This is a genomic window from Salipiger sp. PrR003 (genome assembly GCF_010500785.1).
GTDB lineage: Bacteria > Pseudomonadota > Alphaproteobacteria > Rhodobacterales > Rhodobacteraceae > Salipiger > Salipiger pacificus_A.
The window spans coordinates 15,632-35,018 of record NZ_JAAGOV010000042.1; the positions used below are offsets into that span (position 1 = coordinate 15,632).

A 19,387-nucleotide genomic window follows, 5' to 3' on the forward strand; every position below is an offset into this window, starting at 1 on the left:
ACAGGTCAATCGGAAACCGATTTCAGGAAGCCCTCTATTCTTTTGTAGAAGTCCTCTGTTTTTCCTGTGAGCAACTCGGAGCTGCGTGCCAACTCTTCCGAGCCATGTTGCGAGGCGGCCACCAACTGGCTGATCACACCCAAACTCTCTGAAACCTCGCGGGTTTGCCTGGAGGTCTGGACCACGTCCTCGGCGATATGCCGGGTGGCTTCAGTCTGTGTTCCCACAGCTCCCCGGATTTCTACGTGCTCGTCCAGCATCCGCTTCATGACGGTGTCGATCGACGTCAGGGCAGCGACGACGCCTTGTGAGGCGCTCTCGATATTCTCTACCTTCTGGCGGATATCTCCTGTCGCATCTGACGTCTGGTTGGCCAGCTTGCTCACCTCCGTCGCCACGACGCCGAAGCCCTTTCCGGCCCGGCCGGCTCTTGAAGCCTCGATCCTGGCATTCCATGCGAGAATTCGGGTCTGATCCGCAATGCGGCTGATCGTTTCCGCGATCGTTCCCACCTCGTCGACCACATGTCCGAGCTGCTGGATTGTGCTCTTGGCGTCTTCCATGTTCCGGCTGGCTTCTGCCAGAGAGCGATCCGATGCCTCCGTGTGGGTATCGATCTGCTGAGCTGCGGCCCTCAGCTCGCGTGCCAGGTTTTCTACCTGCTCGACACTGCGCTTTGTCTCCTGCGCGGTCTGCAGGATGTTGCTGGTGCCCTCTGCTGCATTCTTCGAGCCCGACAGGAGCTTTTCAGAGACTGAGGAAACGGTGCTCACCGATGTGATCAGCTCGCCAATCAAATCCTCGAACCTTACTCTGAAGGCTGCGATCGCGCGCCGGTTCTCTTCCTGGCGGTGAACTTTGACCTGCTGTTCCTTCATCTGCTCGGCAACGATGCGCTCCTGATATTGGATCGTGGTCTGCAGTTGGTGGATCGCGCCGGCGAGATTCCCGACCTCATTCCGACGAGAGGCGAAGGGCACGACAATTCCGCGTTGACCTTCCGAAAGTCTACGGAGCGCGTGAGACAGGTGGTGAATTGGTTGCAGCGTCCATGACGACAGTGCCAACGTGATGAAGGCCGCGATGACCGAGCACACCATGATTGCAACCACGCCCCAAAAGCTAAGGTCGGCCAGAATGCGTTCCTGTTCGGTGAGTGGCTCCCAGGAGAAGATTTCAAGGCGTAGGCCACTCTCGGCGACGCTCGATTTCGACACCGAATATCGTGTGTCATTCGCGTCAGCCACGCCATCGACTGCGGAGCGCAGGTCTGACACCTGGCCGGCAAAGTCGGGGAGCTCCTTGTCTTCCCCGGGAGACAGCACCACCGCGTGTTCCTCATTGTACTCCTCGGGGTAGAGGCCACTGAGAATATACCCCAGAGTCTTCTGATCCGGGGCTTGCACGGGCTCCACTCTGAAATATGCGATCGCGTCATTTCCAAGCCGCCTCTTCACGAAACCATCCGCAATCTCCTGGCCTGTGAACGCCGCCTCGAGCAGCTCGCGCACAACCTTCTCTGCGGCTTTAGGCACCTGAGGGAGTTCCGGGGACTCGCCATGGACGTAGTAGACCTCCAGGTTGCGGAATGAACTGCTGGTGAGATTTTCAGGATCTTCTTCGTGCTGCTTGAGCGCATAAGTTTTCAGAGAGTAGGAGGCCGCATCTGTCCTCTCGATGAGGGACACAATGTTCGATCGAATGTCGGCCGCCTGACGTTGCACCACGCCTTGCTGCGTCGAGATCATCGCATCCTCGATGTAGGACATGCTGATGCCGAAGGTCGCCCAGAGCACCGAAAGCACGGTCATGAGTGTCAGCAGGGACAGGCGAGTGGACATCTTCATGTGCTGGATGAAGGCTGGCATGTGGTATTTCGAATGCTGGGAGCTATAGAGCCTGTTCTGCTCTTCCAACGCCTTCCGGAGCGACGGGTTGCCATCCATCAGCAGCCGGAACTGGTTCACGCTCAGCTTGAGCAGGTAGGATGCGCCCTCCGCAACCGCACTTGCCCGCCGCGTTGCCCCTGAACTGAGGCCCGCCTCTCCAAAGAGTTGACCCGGGCGAAGGCGCGCAACCATTTGCTGGCTTCCATCGGCGGCCGACTTCTCGATGCGGACCGAACCACTGAGGAGCAGATAGACGTAGTCTGCAGTATCTCCTTGCTCAAAGAGCATCTGCCCATCGGTGAATGTCGGACACGTCGCAGACTTGAGGTCTGATGACACCTCGATCAGGGCTTCCACGAAGTTGTTGGTTGGCGCGTGCTCAAGGCTTTGCACCAGCGCTCTTCGGCGCAAGCGATCATATTCCTCGGGGTGTTCCCGACCAAGGTGATCCAGCAGCCGGGCAGGGACCCTCATGACCCGAGCGCTCCCCTTGGCTTTTGCGCTGATGAAGTGAACGGGAGTGGGATCACTGAGTAGATGAACATCAACCCCGACGAGATCGCCGGCGCCATAGATGCCGACGTGATCCTGGCTGGCAAACACCTCACTTCGGACCAACTCGATCTCACCTGACATGACCTGGTACAGGAATTCATCCGAATTACCCTGAAGGAAGAGGTATTCGTCGTCATTGAGCTCGATGAGCTCAATGCCGGTCGCGATGTCCTGCAACGCTTCGCGGCTGAGGTTCTCGAAGGTGGAACACCCTCGAAGCGCGGCTTCAGGCGAGAACTCCTCGAAGTTCATGGATTTTGGCTCCTGTTCTTTGAAACTGAGAAAGCTTTCGCTGATACTATCCCGGCAAGGTTTAATTAAGAGAAATCTTCCGGATGGATATCCTTCAAACCATTGCGGCCTCAGGTAAGGCCAAAAAGTCCTTGCCCAAGGAGCAGGGCTCGACTTCAGATGTGGGCTCGGCTTCGTTTGCGAGCCTGGCTGAGAAGGCAGGAACCTCTTCACGCCCAGCGCAGGAGAGCAAGAAGGCTGTGACTGCGGAAGAGGCCCAGCGTACGCAGGCAAGCCAAGATGGTTCTGTGGAGGAGCAGGACCCGGTCGAAGACCTCACTGAGATCATCGAAGAGCTCGAAGGTGCGCTGGGCAAGGTCAAAAACGCTGTCCCTGGCAAGACTGCCGACGAGGCCGCCACCGCCAGCGCCATACAAGGCAGGAACCTGAGTAACGCAGTCCGGGCCTATGAAAAGCTCATGGCGAAGCTCTCGGACCTGCAGGCGTCCGGCGAGAGCTTGGACGCCTCTGCACTTGAGGAACTCGGGCTGAGTGATCTGAGCGATGCCGATCTGGGGAATGTCCTCGGCTTGCTCATGGCCAAGTTTGACGATGAAAATGGAACCGGCTTTCTTGAGAATTTCTCCGCGTCACTGGAGCTTCTGAAGGCCAAGCTAGAGGAGGTCGAGTCCGACGAGTACAAGCTCGCGATCCTGGCGTCCGTGTTTTCCGGCGACAGTCGGCTGACAAAAGGGATGGCGCAGCTGGCCGGTGCTTCTCGGCCGCTGCCGCAGTCTGGCGCGGGAAACTCGGTGACCTCCGCGTTCTCACTCCTGAGTGGCGATCAGGCGGCAGCATCTTCGATAAGGAGTGAGGCTACGCCTCTTGCCATGACTGGCCTGGATCATAGTGATGAGGCTCGGATCAAGGCCATGGCGCTCATGAATGCGGCCAAGGATGCTGGCACAGCGGGAAAGGTGCTGCTGAGCGCCACCTCTGGAGGGGATGCCACCTCGATCAAATCGCTCGACCAGCTGCCGCACCGCTTGGACATTCTGAATTCGATGGGGAGCACTGCCAATGGGAGTCCGCTCACGCAGGACGAGTTTGAAAGCCTGCTGCAGAAGGCGGCTCAAGCCCGAAGTTCAGATGCCAATGCAGCCAACATTCAGAGTGCCCAAGCTGCGCGCTTCTCGAGTGTCATCGTCAATCAGATGCGGTCGGCTCAGTTCACGCAGAACCACATCAAGGTCGAACTCGCGCCGCGGGGCCTTGGGGAGATCGAGGTCGATGTGGAAGCGGATGCGTCCGGCAAGATGCGTGCTGTCATCCGGGCAGAAAATCCGGTGGTTCTCGATATGCTTAAAGCCGACAAGTCCCAACTGCACGAGCTCCTGCAAAGCAAGGGGTTTGAGATCTCCAGTGACGATCTTGAGTTCGCGGAGCGTGAGCCCGGCGGAGGACAGGGCGGAGACGCGGAAGGCAATCGCTTCGGCGCAGAAGACTCTGAAAATGCCGACAGCCCCCGCGAGCACGCTTCGATCATTTCATCCAACACCATCGACATCAGGACCTGACACATGGACGCCGTAACCACAGCCACCACCACGCAAACCACCACCACGTCGAGCTCTTCATCGAACGAGGCTCTCAGTCAGCTGGGCGCAGACTTCGAGAACTTCCTCACCTTGCTGACTGCGCAGCTGGAAAATCAGGATCCGCTGGCACCGCAGGATAGCACTGAGTTCGTCTCGCAGATTGCCCAGCTCTCTCAAGTCGAACAGAGCGTGAAGTCGAACGATCACCTCGAGAACATCGTCGCCAAGCTCAGCGCAAGCTCGTCGCTTTCGGACGTGAGCCTCATCGATCGTACGGTAGAGATCACGGACGATACCTTCCAAGTGGATGAGGGTCAGCCGGCGGATGCGCAGTTTACCCTCGCCAGCGCATCAAGCGATGCAAAGGTGGTCATCACCGATGCTGAAGGCACGGTTGTCCGGACCCTGGAGATGGGAGCTGTGGGAGCAGACGTGGAAACTACCCTGGACTGGGACGGCAATGACGACGAGGGAAACCCAGTCGAGGATGGGGTCTACTCATTTGCCATCGATGCAGCCGACGAAGAGGGCAAAGCCATTACGTATGATCCGCGCGTCATGGCCCAGGTCGAAGGCGTCAGCTATGCGAACGGCACCTCTCAACTCATTCTTGGAAACGGCAAGATGGTGGGCTCAAGCGAGGTTTGGGGCGTCGTCTAGAGCTATGTAAGGCCCAGGCTGCACAAAGTATGTGTCTTCGGCAGATGTCAGCTCGAACCTGCCCTTCGCTTGCCTGTGTCTTGTCCAACCAGACGGACGTTCATCCCGAGAGGGCTTCCGAGCAGTGTGAGATCGAAGCGGAGCTTGGCTGCGCCATTGCCAAGCTCCGCTAGGCCTAGCTCTTCGTCACGGCCTGACATGTCCCCTTGTCGACAGGTTGTGTTGGAAGTGTTTAGCTGACCCACGCCTGACCTCGAGTGTGCAGGTCTGCGACTCCGAAAAAGAGGGGGCTGGTGATAGATGCTAGACGGGGGTTACGGCTCATGAAGCAAATCGATGAAGAATACTCCTTCTCCGATGAGAATGACACGCTTAGTGTATTCTACTCGTCAAAGAAGGGCGGAGAGACACGAGAATTTAAAGAGAACGAAAAAACCTCACTGAGGTTCAGCGCGACAGGTTTTCGCCGCACATCAAGGGTGTCAGTTGACCAAGCTGTTAGGTTCCGGAAGTCGGAAATGGCCCAGCCGATACGACAACATATCTCCGGAATGATGATCTATTCAGGCGGTAATCTGGTTAGTGAGGCAGAGATTCCGGACGCTATTCCTGGCCAGTTTGAGTACGATGAGGAAGGGGAAGTGGGGACAGATTACCAAGAGGAAGTGGGGACAGATTACCAAGAGGATTCTGTATTCTACTCAAGCCCTAAAGTAACAGGTGACGATTATTTGAAGGCATCTATTCAATGCGACTTTGATAAGATTTTTACACTCGACTGCCTCGATCATGAGGCGTCAGGGGACCTGTACATTTGGCGAGGCGGTGAACATTGTGAACCATCCCGGTTCGAAGTCTTTCGGGGTAAATACTTTATCGAGGTTCATCTGCCAGACGCCGAGTACGAAAGGATTTTGAGAATTTTGAATGAAGTCTCTGAGGGGGGTATTAATGTCACAATTCTCGGGGCTTTCTATAAGTATCCATTCTTCTATGAATCTATAGGGGATAGGATAGTCTATGTAATGCCTCATGACAGGAAATTCAGTCCGGTGTTAGACTGCTATCGAAAACTTTACGGGGCGCGGTCCATCACGACAATTGAGGCTGTCATCGAGTTGTCCGGATTTCCTCTGGGATTTCCCAAACGAAACAATTCAAATGAAGAAATTGCCAACTGCCGTGATAAGGATTCGTCGGCCGCATCCCTCAATCCAGACTCTATGAACGCCGTTTCGGCAACTCATTTCGATCTTGAGAGGATAGTCGCGACGATCGCAAATATACAGGTCGCAATCGAGAGGTCGCTGAGAAATATTGCTGTCGGTGTTATTGTGATTTGTATTGCGCTACTGGCACTATTCGCGTTTCTGATCTTCTTCGGGTGATGGTGGTAAGGCGATCACCCCCTCGATATTCGATGATATCTCCGCTGAGCTCTGGGGGGCGATCTCAACGTTCCTCCTCAATAGTAGTTTTCGGGGCGCGTCCCGAGCGGACGTAAAGAAAGCGGTAGGAAGATCCAACTTTGGCTATATTCTGGAAGGGCCAATGTTCTGCCTTGCTATGCACGACACACTACCGGTAATGCCGTTCGCATACCGGAGCATTACCAAGCCACGAGCGCCTGGATGTGTGAGACCTGCACCAGCATAGCGGCGATCCGTGCTGGCTGGATCAAGGATGCCGTCTTGCCAGATCGCGCCCCTTCGCTGCTCCTCTCAGTGCACGCCTTCACGCAGCCCGAGAATATGCTAAGGAGATTGCGTGTAAGGAGACGGTGATGAAGTTCAGCCCAGGTGACTTTCGAGACGCATTTGTTTGGCGCAAGGAGCAGACCGGTGCCACTATCACTCACATCGTTCAGGAAACCGGCATCTCCAGAGACATCATAAACAAGCTCATATCCCGGTCGCTGTCGAGCACCAGTGTTGAGAACGCGATCGCTCTCGCGGGATACTTCGGGCAGCCTGTCGACCAGTTCATCGACGAAGCTCTCGCAGAAAGGAAGTCCTATGCAGCAGGATCATCACCCGCGGACCCTCGTCATGTCGCTGTGAGGCTTCAGCGTCTTCGTGGCGCCCTCAACCTGAGCAAATCCGAGATCGCCGATGCCATTGGGATCGATCGCTCCAGCTACATCAAGATCGAAGCCGGCCAGAAAGCATTGAAACCGGAATGGGCCTGTCGGCTATGGGACCTCTACCAAGTGTCGTGTGACTATGTCTACAGAGGGGAACTGGGAAGCATGCCCGACGAGCTGCGTGTCGCCCTTGAATAGACCGGCGGGTCCCAAGCCCGATAGCGTCAGCCTCGTGAGGTCTCAGTCTTCGTCAGGCTCAGGAAGAGCACATCCTTGATGCCGGAGTAGTCATCCTCGAGGCTCGACAAGACGTGTTCTGAAAGCTTCTCACTGTCGATCGACGGCCCATTGAGAATGGGAGATTTCTCAAGCTGCATCATTGCGCCAATGATGTCGTTCCGGATTTCGGTCGCGCCGGCTTCACTGCGCAGGAATGAGGCTTCGTCGTTGTCCGGCATGGAAACGCCCACCTGGGCAATCACGTAGGTGATCGTACGAGCTTTATAGATCGGAACCATCACGCGGCCGACTTCGATTACAACGTCCTTCGCTGCCTCGGTTTCCCCATGTCCACCTCCGTGGCCTCCGCCATGATCTTCAGCCGAAGTCGCCCCGTCATGGTCAACGACATCAGCCTTGGCCTCCGTAGCCAGGAAAACCTTCCCCGTGCCGAAGCCTACGCCGGTGAACGTCAATACGGTGCCCAGTAGAACTGCTAGTGTCTTCTTCATTATCTCAAGCCTTTGGTCAGGCACATAGGTTGGATTGTTAAAGAAGAATTCAACCCGACAGTTGCCTGCCGGGTTGAACATTCCGATTTCATAGATTTTTTTGGCTTTGTCCCCTTAGTAGGGGAGCACGATGTCCATCACCTGCTGTCCATAGGGAGCGCGCTGTGCCCGGGCGATCGAGCCGCGGCCACCGTAGGCTATCCGGGCTTCGGCGATCTTGTCGTAGGCGATTGTATTGTCGCCGCTGATGTCTTCCTTGCGAACCAGCCCGGCAACTCGAAGCTCCCGAAGCTCATAGTTAACGCGAACCTCCTGCCGGCCGGCGATGACGAGATTGCCGTTGGGCAGCTTGTCGATCACCATTGCAGCGACCTTGAGCGAGATCTTCTCATTGCGATCCACCGAACCCGACCCCTGGCTGCTGGAACTTGAGCCCAGATCGACCACAGGGCTTCCCATGGGCAGGTCTTCAGCGCCGACACCAGGCAGAACTTCCGCGAGCTTGCCGCCATAGCCAAAGAACGTAGGGAAGCCGACCTGGCTTTCCGATGATCTTCCGACCTCGCTCTCATTGGAGAGGGAAGCTTCATCCTTGATCTCGATGTTGACGGTCAGGATGTCCCCGACTTTCGATGCCCGCTGATCCTGAAAAAATGACTCCGATCCCGCTGATGCCCAGAGCGAGGTGCTTTCAGCGCGCTGGAGTTCCCGCACGGGACCATCTGGCTCCGGCATTGGCACCGAAATGTGACTAGCCTCAGGGAAGGTATCCTCCTGGACCGAGATGTCAGAAAACTTGGGCTCGCGGCCGACGTCCTGCAGTCCGCACGCCGAGAGAGTAAGCGCTGCCAGAGTGGCAGCGGTGGAAATCCTGAAATGTTTCAACGAATGACCTCAACTAATCCTTCTTGTGAGGCCACCCCTACCAGCGTCTTGTTGCTCACAAGGTTAACGACGCGGATGTCCTGCCCCTTGTAGCCGGACGCCAGGGCCTTTCCCTTTGCAGTCAGTGCGAGGCCATCATTTTCGTAGCTGATGGTCACGATCTCGCCCCGGTCGATGATGATGGGCGGAGAGATGGATTGCTTCTGGACCGGGCGTCCGCGCATGAGAACTCTCTGTACCTGCATGCCGATGAGATCGTTCCTGTCCAGAACAGCATAGGAGCCCACGCGCCCGCTGGGCAGGCTTCTGATCTCGAGATCGCCTTCGGAGAGGATTTCGCCCGCGGCAATCCTGTGCGTGGGCACCGGAACATCCATGGTGACGATGACCACGCCGCCAACCCTCTGGACGACTCCACTCTCCATGACGACGTTGGCCAGGAACTGACCCGAGATCGGATCGAGCCACCAGTCGTTGATCACCACTGCGTCGGCGTCTTCGCTGCCAGCCAGTCGCACCGAGTATCTCGCGCCTGCAGGGATGTCGCGCCCGGTCTGCTCCATGGCGCGCTCTTCCACGAGCTCGGTCACTGTCACGGCCGCCGCGGGGGCGACCGTTCCAAGCGCACAGATGGCTCCGGCGAATATGCGAGCGATCCAGCTCATCACGATCAGCGCATGTTCGAGGAGGTCGACATCATCTGGTCGGCCGTCTCGACCACCTTCGAGTTCATCTCGTAGGCGCGCTGGGCGCTGATGAGCTTGGTGATCTCCTGAATGGTAGAAACGTTGGATTGCTCGACGTATCCCTGCATCAGGCGTCCAAATCCAGGCTCCCCGGGTTCGCCATTGATCGCTGCGCCGGAGGCGGGAGTTTCCTGCAGAAGGTTTCCGCCCAGCGCTTTCAGGCCGGCTTCATTGGTGAAGGTCGCGATCGTGAGCTGCCCGAGTTCCTGGGGCTCAGTGTCATTGCCGACGTAGGCCATCACGACACCCTGCTGGTTGATCTCGATGTCCACGGTGTTCTCCGGCACTGCGATGCCCGGGGCGACCTCGTGCCCTTCGTTGGTGACGATCATGCCCTCGGGGGAGAGCTGGAAGGCGCCGGCCCGGGTGTAGGCTGTCGTGCCATCCGGCATATTGACCTGGAAGAGCCCCTGACCATCGATCGCCAGGTCCAGTTTGTTGTCCGTGTTGGCAAGGCTGCCTTGGGTCCCGATACGGGTCACCCCAGCTGCGCGCACGCCCAGGCCCACATCGACGCCGACCGGCCTGATGGTACCCGAGTTGGATGTCAGAGAGCCGGAACGGTCCTGGCTTTGGTACATCAGGTCCTGGAACTCTGCCCGGCGCGTCTTGAAGCCGGTGGTGTTCATGTTGGCGATGTTGTTCGAGGTGACCTCGACGTTGAACTGCTGGGCCTGCATGCCCGTTGCTGCGATACTGAGTGCTTTCATGAAATTTCTCTATCTATGTGGTTCTTAGGGTTTCTGTCCGAGGGTTTGCAGTGTGCGCTTCCTCAGGTCGTCTACATTTTCAGAGAGTTTTGACGACCGCTCGTAGGCTTTCTGGACTTCCATGAGCTTGGTCATCTCCACGATCGGCTGGACGTTGGATTCCTCCACGAAGCCTTGCGCGAGCCGCGTAGTCTCCTCGGGCAGGAGGGCTGCCTCGCCCAACTCCTCTGGAGCCGCGAACATCCCGTTCCCCAGGCGATCGTAGCCCTGGATGTCATCGACTCTGAAAACACCCACGGTCGCGATCTGAGTGCCATCCTGTCCCGAGACCACGCCATCACTGGAGATCGACAGTTGCCCGGAACCCTGTGGAATGGAGATCGGCGCACCGCCCTCGTCGAGGACGCGGTTGCCACTCACGGTGACCAGATCACCCTGCGCACTGATCGTCATTCGGCCATCTCGGCCAAACAACGTCTGACCACCCTGGCCTTCATATGCGAGCCAACCTTCGCCTTGCAGGGCGATGTCGAGCGGGTTGCCCGTCTGGGTGAGCCCACCTTGCCGGGTATCAAGATAGCTCGCCTGGTCTATGACGAACGAAACCTTGTCTTTGCCCGGGCCCTGCTTGTGCAGATACTCCTCGAAGCGCGCATGCTCGCCCTTGTAGCCGGCCGTGTTGGCGTTTGCCATGTTGTTGGCGACCACTGAAAGCTGCCGGCGGAGCGCCATCTGCCCGGAAAGGGCGACGTATGAGCTGTTGTCCATAAAACTCTCCTTTAAGCTCTACCCTACAGCCCAAGGGTTAAACACTCTTATATTTTTCAGCAAGAATAGTTTACAATATCAAAGGTTCCGCGCATACTGCCGCAAGCAATCTATTCTTTGAGACATGTTGAACATCAAGCCTTACCCTACCGCGGCTGCGATCCTGCTTCTGACGACAGCTCTCGCAAACGCCACGCCGCCAGCCGACAGTCCCCGCCCGGTTCTCCGTCCCGAAGGGCTGTTCACGATGCTCACGCCAAAGCCGATCCATCGGCCGGACAACCTACAGGCTTTGCTGACTGCGGAAAGTTCAGGTCCCCAGCCGGAGGCCCCTCAGTCGGGAACATTGTCCGCAGACTCTGAAAACGCTGAGCTGCCGCCGAGCAGCCAATCTCATCTGTCGGAAGGGGTAGAGGAACCAGCTCCTGTCGATGCGGAAGTTACCTCCTCCAGCGAGCCACAGGATGCTTCCCATGCTGGTGATGCACCCGTTCCGCCTGTAGATGTTGATGCCGCTGACGGCTTGTCTTCAGAAGACGTCGTGGAGCCCGAACCTGAAAAACTGCAGATGCCGCCCGACTTGGCACTCACCCGCTACTCCGCCGAGAACTACACTGAGGACCGGGCCCGTCTGCTTGGGGACCTGACGGCCAAGTCCGGGAACATCTTCGAAACCCTCAGCGCCCGTCTCCGACTTGGCGAGTTTCAGCTTGCTCACCTGCTGGTGCCTGAGGGCCATTCAGTTGTGGCAGATATCGAACGAGATGCCCTGCCCAGAGACACGGCCCTCGAGCTCGACGTGGTACGCGATGGTCTCAAAGCTGCCTCAGGGGAGGGAGAGCCTGAGTATCGTTTGCTCGACGATGCCCGCTATGCCGAATGGGCGGGCTACTCTTACTGGAATGCCATCCGGCATCTGACCCGCAGTGAATTCGAGGCCTCCGAGCCTTTCCTCGCGGGTGCATTTACCTATCTCGATAATCAGCCTGCGTCCCATAAGGAGGCCTTCCTGAAACTCATCCTCGAGGGGGCGATCGAGACCGGGCAGTGGACGCTGGCCAAGGAGGTCGGTGAATACTTTGACGACTACCCGAAGCTCAAGGAGACCGCCGCCTACAACTTCCTCATCGGTCTCGCAGCAGAGAAGATCGGCCGCGACCTCGATGCATTCGACGCCTACCGGTTGGCTTCCAACGGAGCCGATATCTACGCCCAGCGCGCACGCCTGGGGATCGTTCAGATTGGTCTTCGTACCGGAGCCATGCCGCTTGAGGACGCAGAAACATTTCTCATGGACAACGCGCTGGGCTGGAAAGGGGACGACTTGGAGGTGCAGGCCCTGCTGGACCTCTTCAATGTCTCGATGGAACTCCACAAGCCAGTAGAAGCACTCCTGGCACTCGCCAAGGTATTCCGCGCGTTCCCGGAGAGCGAGGCGGCCAAGGAAAATGCCGTAACCGCACGAGACGTCTTCATGGAGCTCTACGAAAAGGGCCTCAGTGGAGAGGTCTCACTTGGGGAATTCGCTGCCTCACACATCAAGCTCGTAGAAGCCTATCGGTATGCGCCGGGCTTCCATACTGCCCATTCGATGTACGCGGAAACGCTCATGGACAGTGGGGCTACCAGTCTTGCCGCGGTGGAGTACGGGGAGATCGCAGACTATCTGGAGCTCGCCGACGAACTCGAGGTCTTGGCGGTGGAGCCTGCTGACATCCTAAAGGCAAAACTCCACCAGGCTGAGGCACTGATTGCTGGTGCCCAGTATGCAGCTGCCCTGCCTGTCTTGCAGCAGCCACTTGCCAGCGATGACCTGGATATCGTCAATAAGGCGCAGGCGCTGCAGATCGAGGCCTTCAACAACACCGGAGAAGATGACGCGCTGCTGCGGGTCGAGCCCAAGGAACCGACGGCCAAGATCCTGCGCATGCGGGCCGATGCCTACGCCACCAAAGCTGACTGGCCCGGGGTGAGGGACGCCTTGAATAAGCTTCGCTCTGAATTTTCCGATGAGGTCACGAAGCGGGATGCTGCCCAGCTCCTATTGGCCGCTCACCGTGCCGGCGATCCTGAAACCATCCAATCCGTGCTGGAGGCCTATCCGGACATCTTCGAGACCGAAGCGTTCAAGAGTATTGCTAGCGGGTTGCACTATACCGCCGCTCCCCTCGAGCCTCTCAAGCTGGAAAACGCGCAGAGCAGGATCGCGCGGGCGGAAGGGGCCATTCGGGATGTCGACGAAACTCTGAATTCGACGTCCCACTGAAGATATCGGGACCCATGGTCTCTTCAGTGTCTGTCATCTTCGCACTGCCTATGCCCTATTTGTGTAGTGCGAAGATGACAAATCCAGGACACCTGTTAGCCGCCTGCATCCAGGATGGCCCCGGAAAACCCCATCTTAAGGCCCGACCATCACCTGCCTCCTAGGCAAAGAGGCAAACTGGTCATGATCGCACTTCTGGGTTTCATCGTCGTCTTCGGAAGCGTCCTGGGTGGCTTCGCGGCAATGGGCGGCAATCTCTGGGTTCTGTGGCAGCCCTACGAGGTGCTGATCATCTGTGGGGCTGCAGTCGGTGCCTTTGTCATCGCCAACCCGCGCGGCGTGATCAAGGACACTCTGAAAAGTTGCCGCGCGGTCCTCAGAGGGAGGCCGCACTCGAAGGAGGAATACCTCGAGCTCTTCTCTCTGCTCTACATGCTTTTCAGGATCGGGAAGAGAGACCTGCGCAAGTTAGAGAATGACCTCGACAACCCAACAGAGAGCAAGTTCTTCAAGAGTTTCGCCTTCGTCAGCAAAAACCCTCGGAATGCCCGCTTCATCGCAGATTACTTCCGCCTGGTTCTTCTGGGATCGAAGAAGAGCCACGAGATGGAGGCCCTGCTCGAGACGGAGATCGAGACCATCGAACAAGACCTGAACCGTGTTCCCAATGCGTTGAACGTGATGGCGGACAGCCTGCCGGCGCTGGGCATCGTTGCCGCGGTCTTGGGCGTCATCAAGGCGATGGGTTCGATCAACCAACCGCCGGAAGTTCTCGGTATGCTGATCGGCGGCGCCCTGGTGGGTACGTTCCTGGGTGTTCTGCTGAGCTACGGCGTGGTTGGCCCCCTGGCCAACGCCATCCGCGCGAGGGGCGAGCAGGAGCTTGCCTACTACATCGCGATCAAGACTGCGATCGTCGCGTTTCTGAACGAGTATCAGCCTGAAATCTGCGCGGAGTACGGCCGGAAGGTCATCTCCGCCGACGTTCGCCCGACATTCGAGGAGGTAGAGCGCGCCACGCAAGAGGCCGCGAGGAAAACCGGGATGGATCTCTGACCGATGGCTTTGCGAGAGGATAAGCAGCCGACGATCATACGGCGAAAGAGAAGGCGCAGGTCGCACGGGAATGTAGAGCATGGCTCGTGGAAGGTAGCCTATGCTGACTTCGTCACCGCGATGATGGCCTTCTTCCTGCTGATGTGGCTGGTCAACACCACCAACGAAGAAGATCGCAATCGGATATCGGAGTACTTCAATCCCTACGAGGTGGAGGACGCTACTCAGGCGGTGCAGGTCGAGACGGGCATCATTGCGATCTCTGACGGCGGAAAGGCCTCAGGAGAAGACATTCAGGCACAGGACGAGAAGGATCAAACGCCAGAAGTGGCAACGCCGCCCGAAAAGACTGCCAGCACCCCCTTCGATTACTGGGACGTGGTGGAACTCAGCCGAGAGGACTACCAAAGCCTTCTGGCTCAGGCGAGAGCGGCAAGAGACCTGGCGGACCAGGATCTCGGCATGGATGTGACAGAAGACTCTGATTTCAAGGATCTGGCCGACCAGCTTGCCGCCCTGAAAGAGGTCTCACCAATTTTCAGAGAATATGCCGACCAAATCCTCGTGGACGAGGTCACCGATGGATTGCGCATCCAGTTCGTTGAGCAGAACCAGTACTCGATGTTCGGGAAGGGCTCGAGCGAGCTGACGGACGAGGCCCGCAGAATGATGTCGGTTTTCGGCTCGGTGGTGAAAGACATCCCCAACAGGATTGCGATCGCAGGCCACACGGATGCGACCCCCTTTGGCGGGGAGACATACGGAAACTGGGAGCTGTCTACGGATCGGGCGAATGCGGCCCGGCGGGCAGTTCTCGAGGCGGGGATCTCTGGAGACCAGATCGATCGCGTTGAGGGCAAGGCCGACACGGAGCCACTTTTGCCTGACGCACCTGAAGACCCCAGGAATAGAAGGATTACTTTTGTCATTCTTCGCTGATTTGCATGAATAGTCGACGATTCCTATGTTCGGTGAACATAGGCTTAACCACTGGATAAACCCCATCGTGTAGCTTCGTTGGGATAAATCAGTATTCCCAAGGAGTGAATTCTCGAATGACAATCAGTAGCGCCATGCAGACAGGCATCAGTGGCCTGACGGCCAACGGCAACAAGGTCAGCGCGATCTCGAGCAACATCGCAAACGCGAACACCGTCGGCTACAAGCGCAGCTTTGTGTCCATGGTCACCTCGACTGCCGCGACCGGCAGCGCGGGTACTCCGAAGGGCGTGCGCGGGGTCGAAGGAACTGAAGTTTCCACGCAGGGCAGTTTCCAATCTACCAGCAACGCAACGGACCTCTACATCTCGGGAGAGGGCATGTTCGTGGTGGCAAAGACGCCGAACGATCCGAATGAAGCGAACTACATGCTGACCCGGGCAGGGGAGTTCTCTCCCGATGAAAACGGCTACCTGGTGAACTCTGCCGGCTACTACCTCCACGGCTACAAGTACGACACGGCTGGCGACAGCATCGGGGTCGTGGACCGCAATTCGTTCGCCGACATGGAAGCGGTCAACGTGAACGAGGTCGGGATGCAGAGTTCGGCGACCACCAGCATTTCGGTGTCTGGCAACATGCCCTCGCAAGCCACCGGACTTGCCACTCCGGGCTCGCCCTTCACGCATTCCGCCGACGTGTATTCGCCGCTCGGGGACAAGGGGAAGATGGTCTTCTCCTGGCAGCCGACCTCGACCGAAAACGTCTGGACTATGCAAATCTCCGATGCCGACGGAAACGCCTATGGCACGGTCGACGTGACCTTCGATGACAGTGGCTCCAATGCCGGTGGCATCGCCAGCTACAGCAACGTGACCTCTTTGGCTACCGCGCCGGCAACCTTCGCCTTCGACACCGCAACGGGCCAGGCCACGATCGACGTCAATAACGGGAGTACCCCGTCTACTGTGAGCGTCGATATCGGCACCCCGGGTACTTCGGACGGAATGACCCAGTTCGCTGGCGACTACACGCCTCCTGAGACCACGGTCGATGGTTCGACAGCCGGCAGCCTTGTACGCACCGAGATCAGTGAAAACGGCGACGTGACCGGCATCTTCGACAACGGCACCCGCAAGGCTCTGTACCAGATTCCGCTTGCCGATGTGCAGAACGAAAACGGATTGTCCGCAGTCGACGGCAACTCCTTCTCGCTGTCGCGGGACTCCGGCACCATGACCCTGCTGGAAGCCGGAACCGGTAGCGCCGGTACGGTCGTCTCCAACGCCCTGGAACGTTCGAACGTGGACATCGCGACCGAACTCACAGACCTCATTCAGACGCAGCGCGCCTACTCCTCGAACGCCAAGATCATAACCACGGCGGACGAGATGCTGCAGGAAACCACGAGCATCAAGCGATAACCCGCGGCGGGAGGCGCTGACGCGTCTCCCGCATTCAGGAGAATTCATTCATGAGCCTTGTTTCAGCACTTTTCACCAGTTCTAGCGGCCTGAGCGCGACCAGCAAGTGGTCCGAGACGACCGCTCGCAACATCGCCAATGCCAACACCGAAGGATACGTTCGCAAGACCGTATCCTTCACGACGCGCACGCCCTACAGCGGCGGCGTCTTTGTCAGCGAGATCAATCGCGAGGTGAACGAGTCGATCAACCGCATGTATCGCTCCGAAGCGTCCAAGATGGAGCGCGAGAGGACAATTGCGGAAGGCATCGACGACTACACGGCATTTCTTGGCCAACCCAACGACGAACAGAGTCCGGCATCCGTCTTGGGTGACTTCGAAGAGGACCTGCTCACGCTTGCCAACAACCCGGGCGACACCAGCGTCCTCGGCGCCGCGGTCAACTCTGCCAAGGATATCGCGTACAACATTCGGTCCACGTCGGACATGCTGGCACAGGTGCGCAACGAGATCGATCTCGAGATCCGCTATGAGGTCAGCGACCTCAACGAGATGATGCATGACCTGGCGGAGCTCAATCAGAACATCCTCAAGCTGGAACCAGGCACTCTCGACTCGACCGAGGCGCTCGACCAGATGGACAAGCTCGTCGACTCCATTTCGGGCATGGTGGATATCAAGACCACCCGTGGGGCGGATGGCCGCACCAGCGTCTATACCGGAGGCGGCTCCCCTCTTGTAGAGGGCGACAGCGTGAACACCGTCACCTTCAACGCTGACACAGGTGTCATGATGGCTGGTGACCAGGAGATCACGCCTGGCGCCACCGGAGCGCGGGGCTTCGAGAACGGGAGCCTGGGAGGGCTCATGACCCTCAAGCAGGAGGTCATGCCAAAGTTCCAGCGTCAGCTCGATGAGATGGCACAAGGCCTCATTCAGTCCTTCGAGGCGAACGATCCAAGCCGAGCCTCGGGTGATGCCGGCATCTTCGTCGATGGCACCACCGGTGCCGAGTATGATCCTGCAAACCTTGAGGGGCTCGCCTCGCGCATCAAGGTCAACGAGTTGGTGGACCCCGAGCAGGGCGGCGCCGTGTACCGCATGCGTGATGGTATCGGAGCCACCAGCGAGGGGGCGTCAGGGGACTCGACTATGATCGAGGCCTTCATCAGCGGGCTCAATGAGCCCATGTCGTTCTCCTCAGACACTCAGTTGCCGGACAACGTGAGTCTGAAGACCTATGCCTCCAACCTGGTGGCGGCCCAGCAGACGGAACGCACCTCCGCAGAGGATGCCTACACCGTTTCGCAGACATCCGCGGAGGCCATTGAGGCAACTCGACTTGGCGTGCAGGGCGTCAACATCGACGACGAGTTGCAGACGCTGCTGCTGATTGAGCAGAGCTATGCAGCAAATTCGAAAATCATGAAAAGCGTGTCCGAGATGATGGACAGCTTGATTGCTATGGTCTGAGGAGTTCACCATGATCTACAGCCTTTCAACACTTCACTCGAATATCCTTGGACGTCGTTTAGTTGAGCGCAACCGTTCTGAGCTTGAGATAGTCGGAACCGAACTTGCCACCGGATTCAAAGCGGATGTCGCACGCGATCTGGGCATGAAATCCGGCCAGTCGATCGCTCTTCGCAACGCCATGGACAAGAACGACCGCTTGATCGATGGAAACAAGATCCTCGACACCAAGCTCGAGCTTCTCGACACCACCATGGATGACTTCCGCAATGAAGCTCAGGACCTCATGAACCTCGCGGTTTCGAACTCGGCGTCTCCGGCGCCGACCGTCGAAGCTCTGCAAGCAGAAGCCAAGGCAACCCTGGACGCTCTGATTTCGCACCTGAATGTCAATTACAACGGCGAGTACCTCTTCGCCGGTATCAATGCGAACACGACTCCGATGACGCCCTATGCCACCACCAACAACGCTACCGGCTACTCGCCGCAGGATGTCGTGGAAGGCATTGTGGGAACCAACATCGCGGATGCAGCTGATGCCGCGGCCAAGATCGCAGAGTTGGATGCGATCTTCGACAGCTCGAACGCGGCAACCCCTGCGCAAAACTTCGAGGGCACGTTCTTCAAGGGAACTCCGCTGAATGACGGGGCCGGCAATGACAATGCGCGGATCACTGCGGTCATCGCCGAAGACTACACCATGGAGTACGGTGTCCAGGCGAATGATCCGGCCTTCACCGAAATCCTCAAAGGCGTCTCGATGATCGCAGGTCTCGACCCGGCCGACATCGACAATGCCGAAGGGTACAATGCATGGATGGCGGAGGCCATTGCCTCCATGGCCAGCGGGATCAAGAAGCTCGGCATCGAGCAGGCTGACATCGGCAAAAAGCGCGAGTTCCTGGACGAGACCCTGACCCGTCAACAAGACAAAACGTCGATCTACAACAGCCGGATCCTCGCTCTTGAGGGGGTGGACCAATACGAGGCAGCCTCCCGCATGTCTGCGCTCGAGACCCAGCTCGAAGCCACCTACAGCGTCACCGCCAAAATCTCGAAGTTGACCTTCCTGAACTACATGTGATCCTTGAACCACGGCGCGGGCGACAGCATGCTGCTGTCCGTGTCGAATTCCCCCGTGAACTCAAGCTCTACGACGTTCACGACTGAGCCGTCAAAGTCGAAGCTCTCTTCAATCTCATTCCATCGACCAACTTCCCACGAACAAGGGCCCACCCTGTTGTGCAGGACGACTTTCTCGCCATTGAGGTCACGACAGACCATGTCGTGCTTTGCCTCGCTATTTTTCATTTTTTCGCCTTTTCGGAAAGAAATCTATCCTAAGTCAGATAGGCCTATGATACAGTCAGA

General features: G+C 57.8%; 17 protein-coding genes. 10 read left to right on the plus strand and 7 right to left on the minus strand.

Annotated elements, in window-relative coordinates; translation table 11 throughout:
* Positions 1–5 precede the first annotated feature (5 nt).
* Positions 6–2,696 carry a cyclic nucleotide-binding domain-containing protein gene (locus G0D83_RS14290; protein ID WP_164195153.1) on the minus strand — a complete coding sequence of 897 codons (2,691 nt, stop codon included), beginning with the start codon at positions 2,694–2,696 and terminating at the stop codon, positions 6–8.
* 83 nt (positions 2,697–2,779) lie between these two features.
* Here G0D83_RS14290 and G0D83_RS14295 point away from each other — a divergent pair, with 83 nt between their 5' ends.
* The 4 genes from G0D83_RS14295 to G0D83_RS14310 all read left to right on the plus strand — a co-directional run bounded on the left by G0D83_RS14295 (position 2,780) and on the right by G0D83_RS14310 (position 7,214).
* Positions 2,780–4,252, plus strand: a complete 1,473-nt coding sequence (locus tag G0D83_RS14295; protein ID WP_164195155.1) for a flagellar hook-length control protein FliK — start codon at positions 2,780–2,782, stop codon at positions 4,250–4,252.
* A 3-nt stretch (positions 4,253–4,255) separates the two neighbouring features.
* Complete coding sequence (locus G0D83_RS14300) at positions 4,256–4,933, plus strand: flagellar hook assembly protein FlgD (protein WP_164195158.1); 678 nt, start codon at positions 4,256–4,258, stop codon at positions 4,931–4,933.
* 323 nt (positions 4,934–5,256) lie between these two features.
* The gene (locus G0D83_RS14305) at positions 5,257–6,321 is read left to right on the plus strand and encodes a hypothetical protein (protein ID WP_164195160.1); all 1,065 of its coding nucleotides are present in this window, start codon (positions 5,257–5,259) and stop codon (positions 6,319–6,321) included.
* Between the two features lie 395 nt (positions 6,322–6,716).
* Positions 6,717–7,214: a helix-turn-helix transcriptional regulator gene (locus G0D83_RS14310; protein WP_164195162.1), complete on the plus strand. Its 498-nt coding sequence runs from the start codon at positions 6,717–6,719 to the stop codon at positions 7,212–7,214.
* A 26-nt stretch (positions 7,215–7,240) separates the two neighbouring features.
* Here the strand turns inward: G0D83_RS14310 and G0D83_RS14315 are convergent, their stop codons facing one another.
* Genes G0D83_RS14315 through flgF form a run of 5 tightly spaced genes read right to left on the minus strand, consistent with a single transcriptional unit; the run spans position 7,241 to position 10,856 of the window.
* Positions 7,241–7,828, minus strand: a complete 588-nt coding sequence (locus G0D83_RS14315; protein WP_164195165.1) for a hypothetical protein — start codon at positions 7,826–7,828, stop codon at positions 7,241–7,243.
* 33 nt (positions 7,829–7,861) lie between these two features.
* The gene (gene flgH / locus G0D83_RS14320) at positions 7,862–8,632 is read right to left on the minus strand and encodes a flagellar basal body L-ring protein FlgH (protein WP_164195167.1); all 771 of its coding nucleotides are present in this window, start codon (positions 8,630–8,632) and stop codon (positions 7,862–7,864) included.
* Complete coding sequence (gene flgA / locus G0D83_RS14325; RefSeq protein WP_164195169.1) at positions 8,629–9,297, minus strand: flagellar basal body P-ring formation chaperone FlgA; 669 nt, start codon at positions 9,295–9,297, stop codon at positions 8,629–8,631. Before flgA ends, flgH begins: the two co-directional genes overlap by 4 nt.
* 5 nt (positions 9,298–9,302) lie before the next feature.
* Positions 9,303–10,088 (minus strand): flagellar basal-body rod protein FlgG, encoded by a 786-nt coding sequence (gene flgG / locus G0D83_RS14330; protein WP_164195172.1) that lies wholly within the window; start codon positions 10,086–10,088, stop codon positions 9,303–9,305.
* Positions 10,089–10,112: 24 nt separating this feature from the next.
* Positions 10,113–10,856, minus strand: coding sequence for a flagellar basal-body rod protein FlgF (gene flgF, locus G0D83_RS14335; RefSeq protein WP_164195174.1), 744 nt, complete (start codon positions 10,854–10,856; stop codon positions 10,113–10,115).
* A gap of 124 nt (positions 10,857–10,980) precedes the next feature.
* Between flgF and G0D83_RS14340 the strand changes: the two genes are divergently transcribed.
* From G0D83_RS14340 to G0D83_RS14365, 6 genes are all read left to right on the plus strand, one after another.
* Positions 10,981–13,122, plus strand: a complete 2,142-nt coding sequence (locus tag G0D83_RS14340; protein ID WP_164195176.1) for a hypothetical protein — start codon at positions 10,981–10,983, stop codon at positions 13,120–13,122.
* A gap of 183 nt (positions 13,123–13,305) precedes the next feature.
* Positions 13,306–14,178, plus strand: coding sequence for a flagellar motor stator protein MotA (gene motA, locus G0D83_RS14345; RefSeq protein ID WP_164195179.1), 873 nt, complete (start codon positions 13,306–13,308; stop codon positions 14,176–14,178).
* A 3-nt stretch (positions 14,179–14,181) separates the two neighbouring features.
* Positions 14,182–15,117, plus strand: coding sequence for a flagellar motor protein MotB (locus G0D83_RS14350; RefSeq protein WP_164195182.1), 936 nt, complete (start codon positions 14,182–14,184; stop codon positions 15,115–15,117).
* A gap of 116 nt (positions 15,118–15,233) precedes the next feature.
* Complete coding sequence (locus G0D83_RS14355) at positions 15,234–16,541, plus strand: flagellar hook protein FlgE (protein ID WP_164195184.1); 1,308 nt, start codon at positions 15,234–15,236, stop codon at positions 16,539–16,541.
* Between the two features lie 50 nt (positions 16,542–16,591).
* On the plus strand, positions 16,592–18,016 hold the full coding sequence (gene flgK, locus G0D83_RS14360) for a flagellar hook-associated protein FlgK (protein ID WP_164195186.1): 1,425 nt from the start codon (positions 16,592–16,594) through the stop codon (positions 18,014–18,016).
* A gap of 10 nt (positions 18,017–18,026) precedes the next feature.
* Entirely contained in the window at positions 18,027–19,100 is a 1,074-nt protein-coding gene (locus G0D83_RS14365) for a flagellin (protein WP_164195189.1), read from the plus strand.
* On the opposite strand, the gene G0D83_RS14370 is transcribed toward G0D83_RS14365, so the two are convergent.
* Positions 19,091–19,327, minus strand: a complete 237-nt coding sequence (locus tag G0D83_RS14370) for a hypothetical protein (protein WP_164195191.1) — start codon at positions 19,325–19,327, stop codon at positions 19,091–19,093. The genes G0D83_RS14365 and G0D83_RS14370 overlap by 10 nt on opposite strands.
* Positions 19,328–19,387 lie beyond the last annotated feature (60 nt).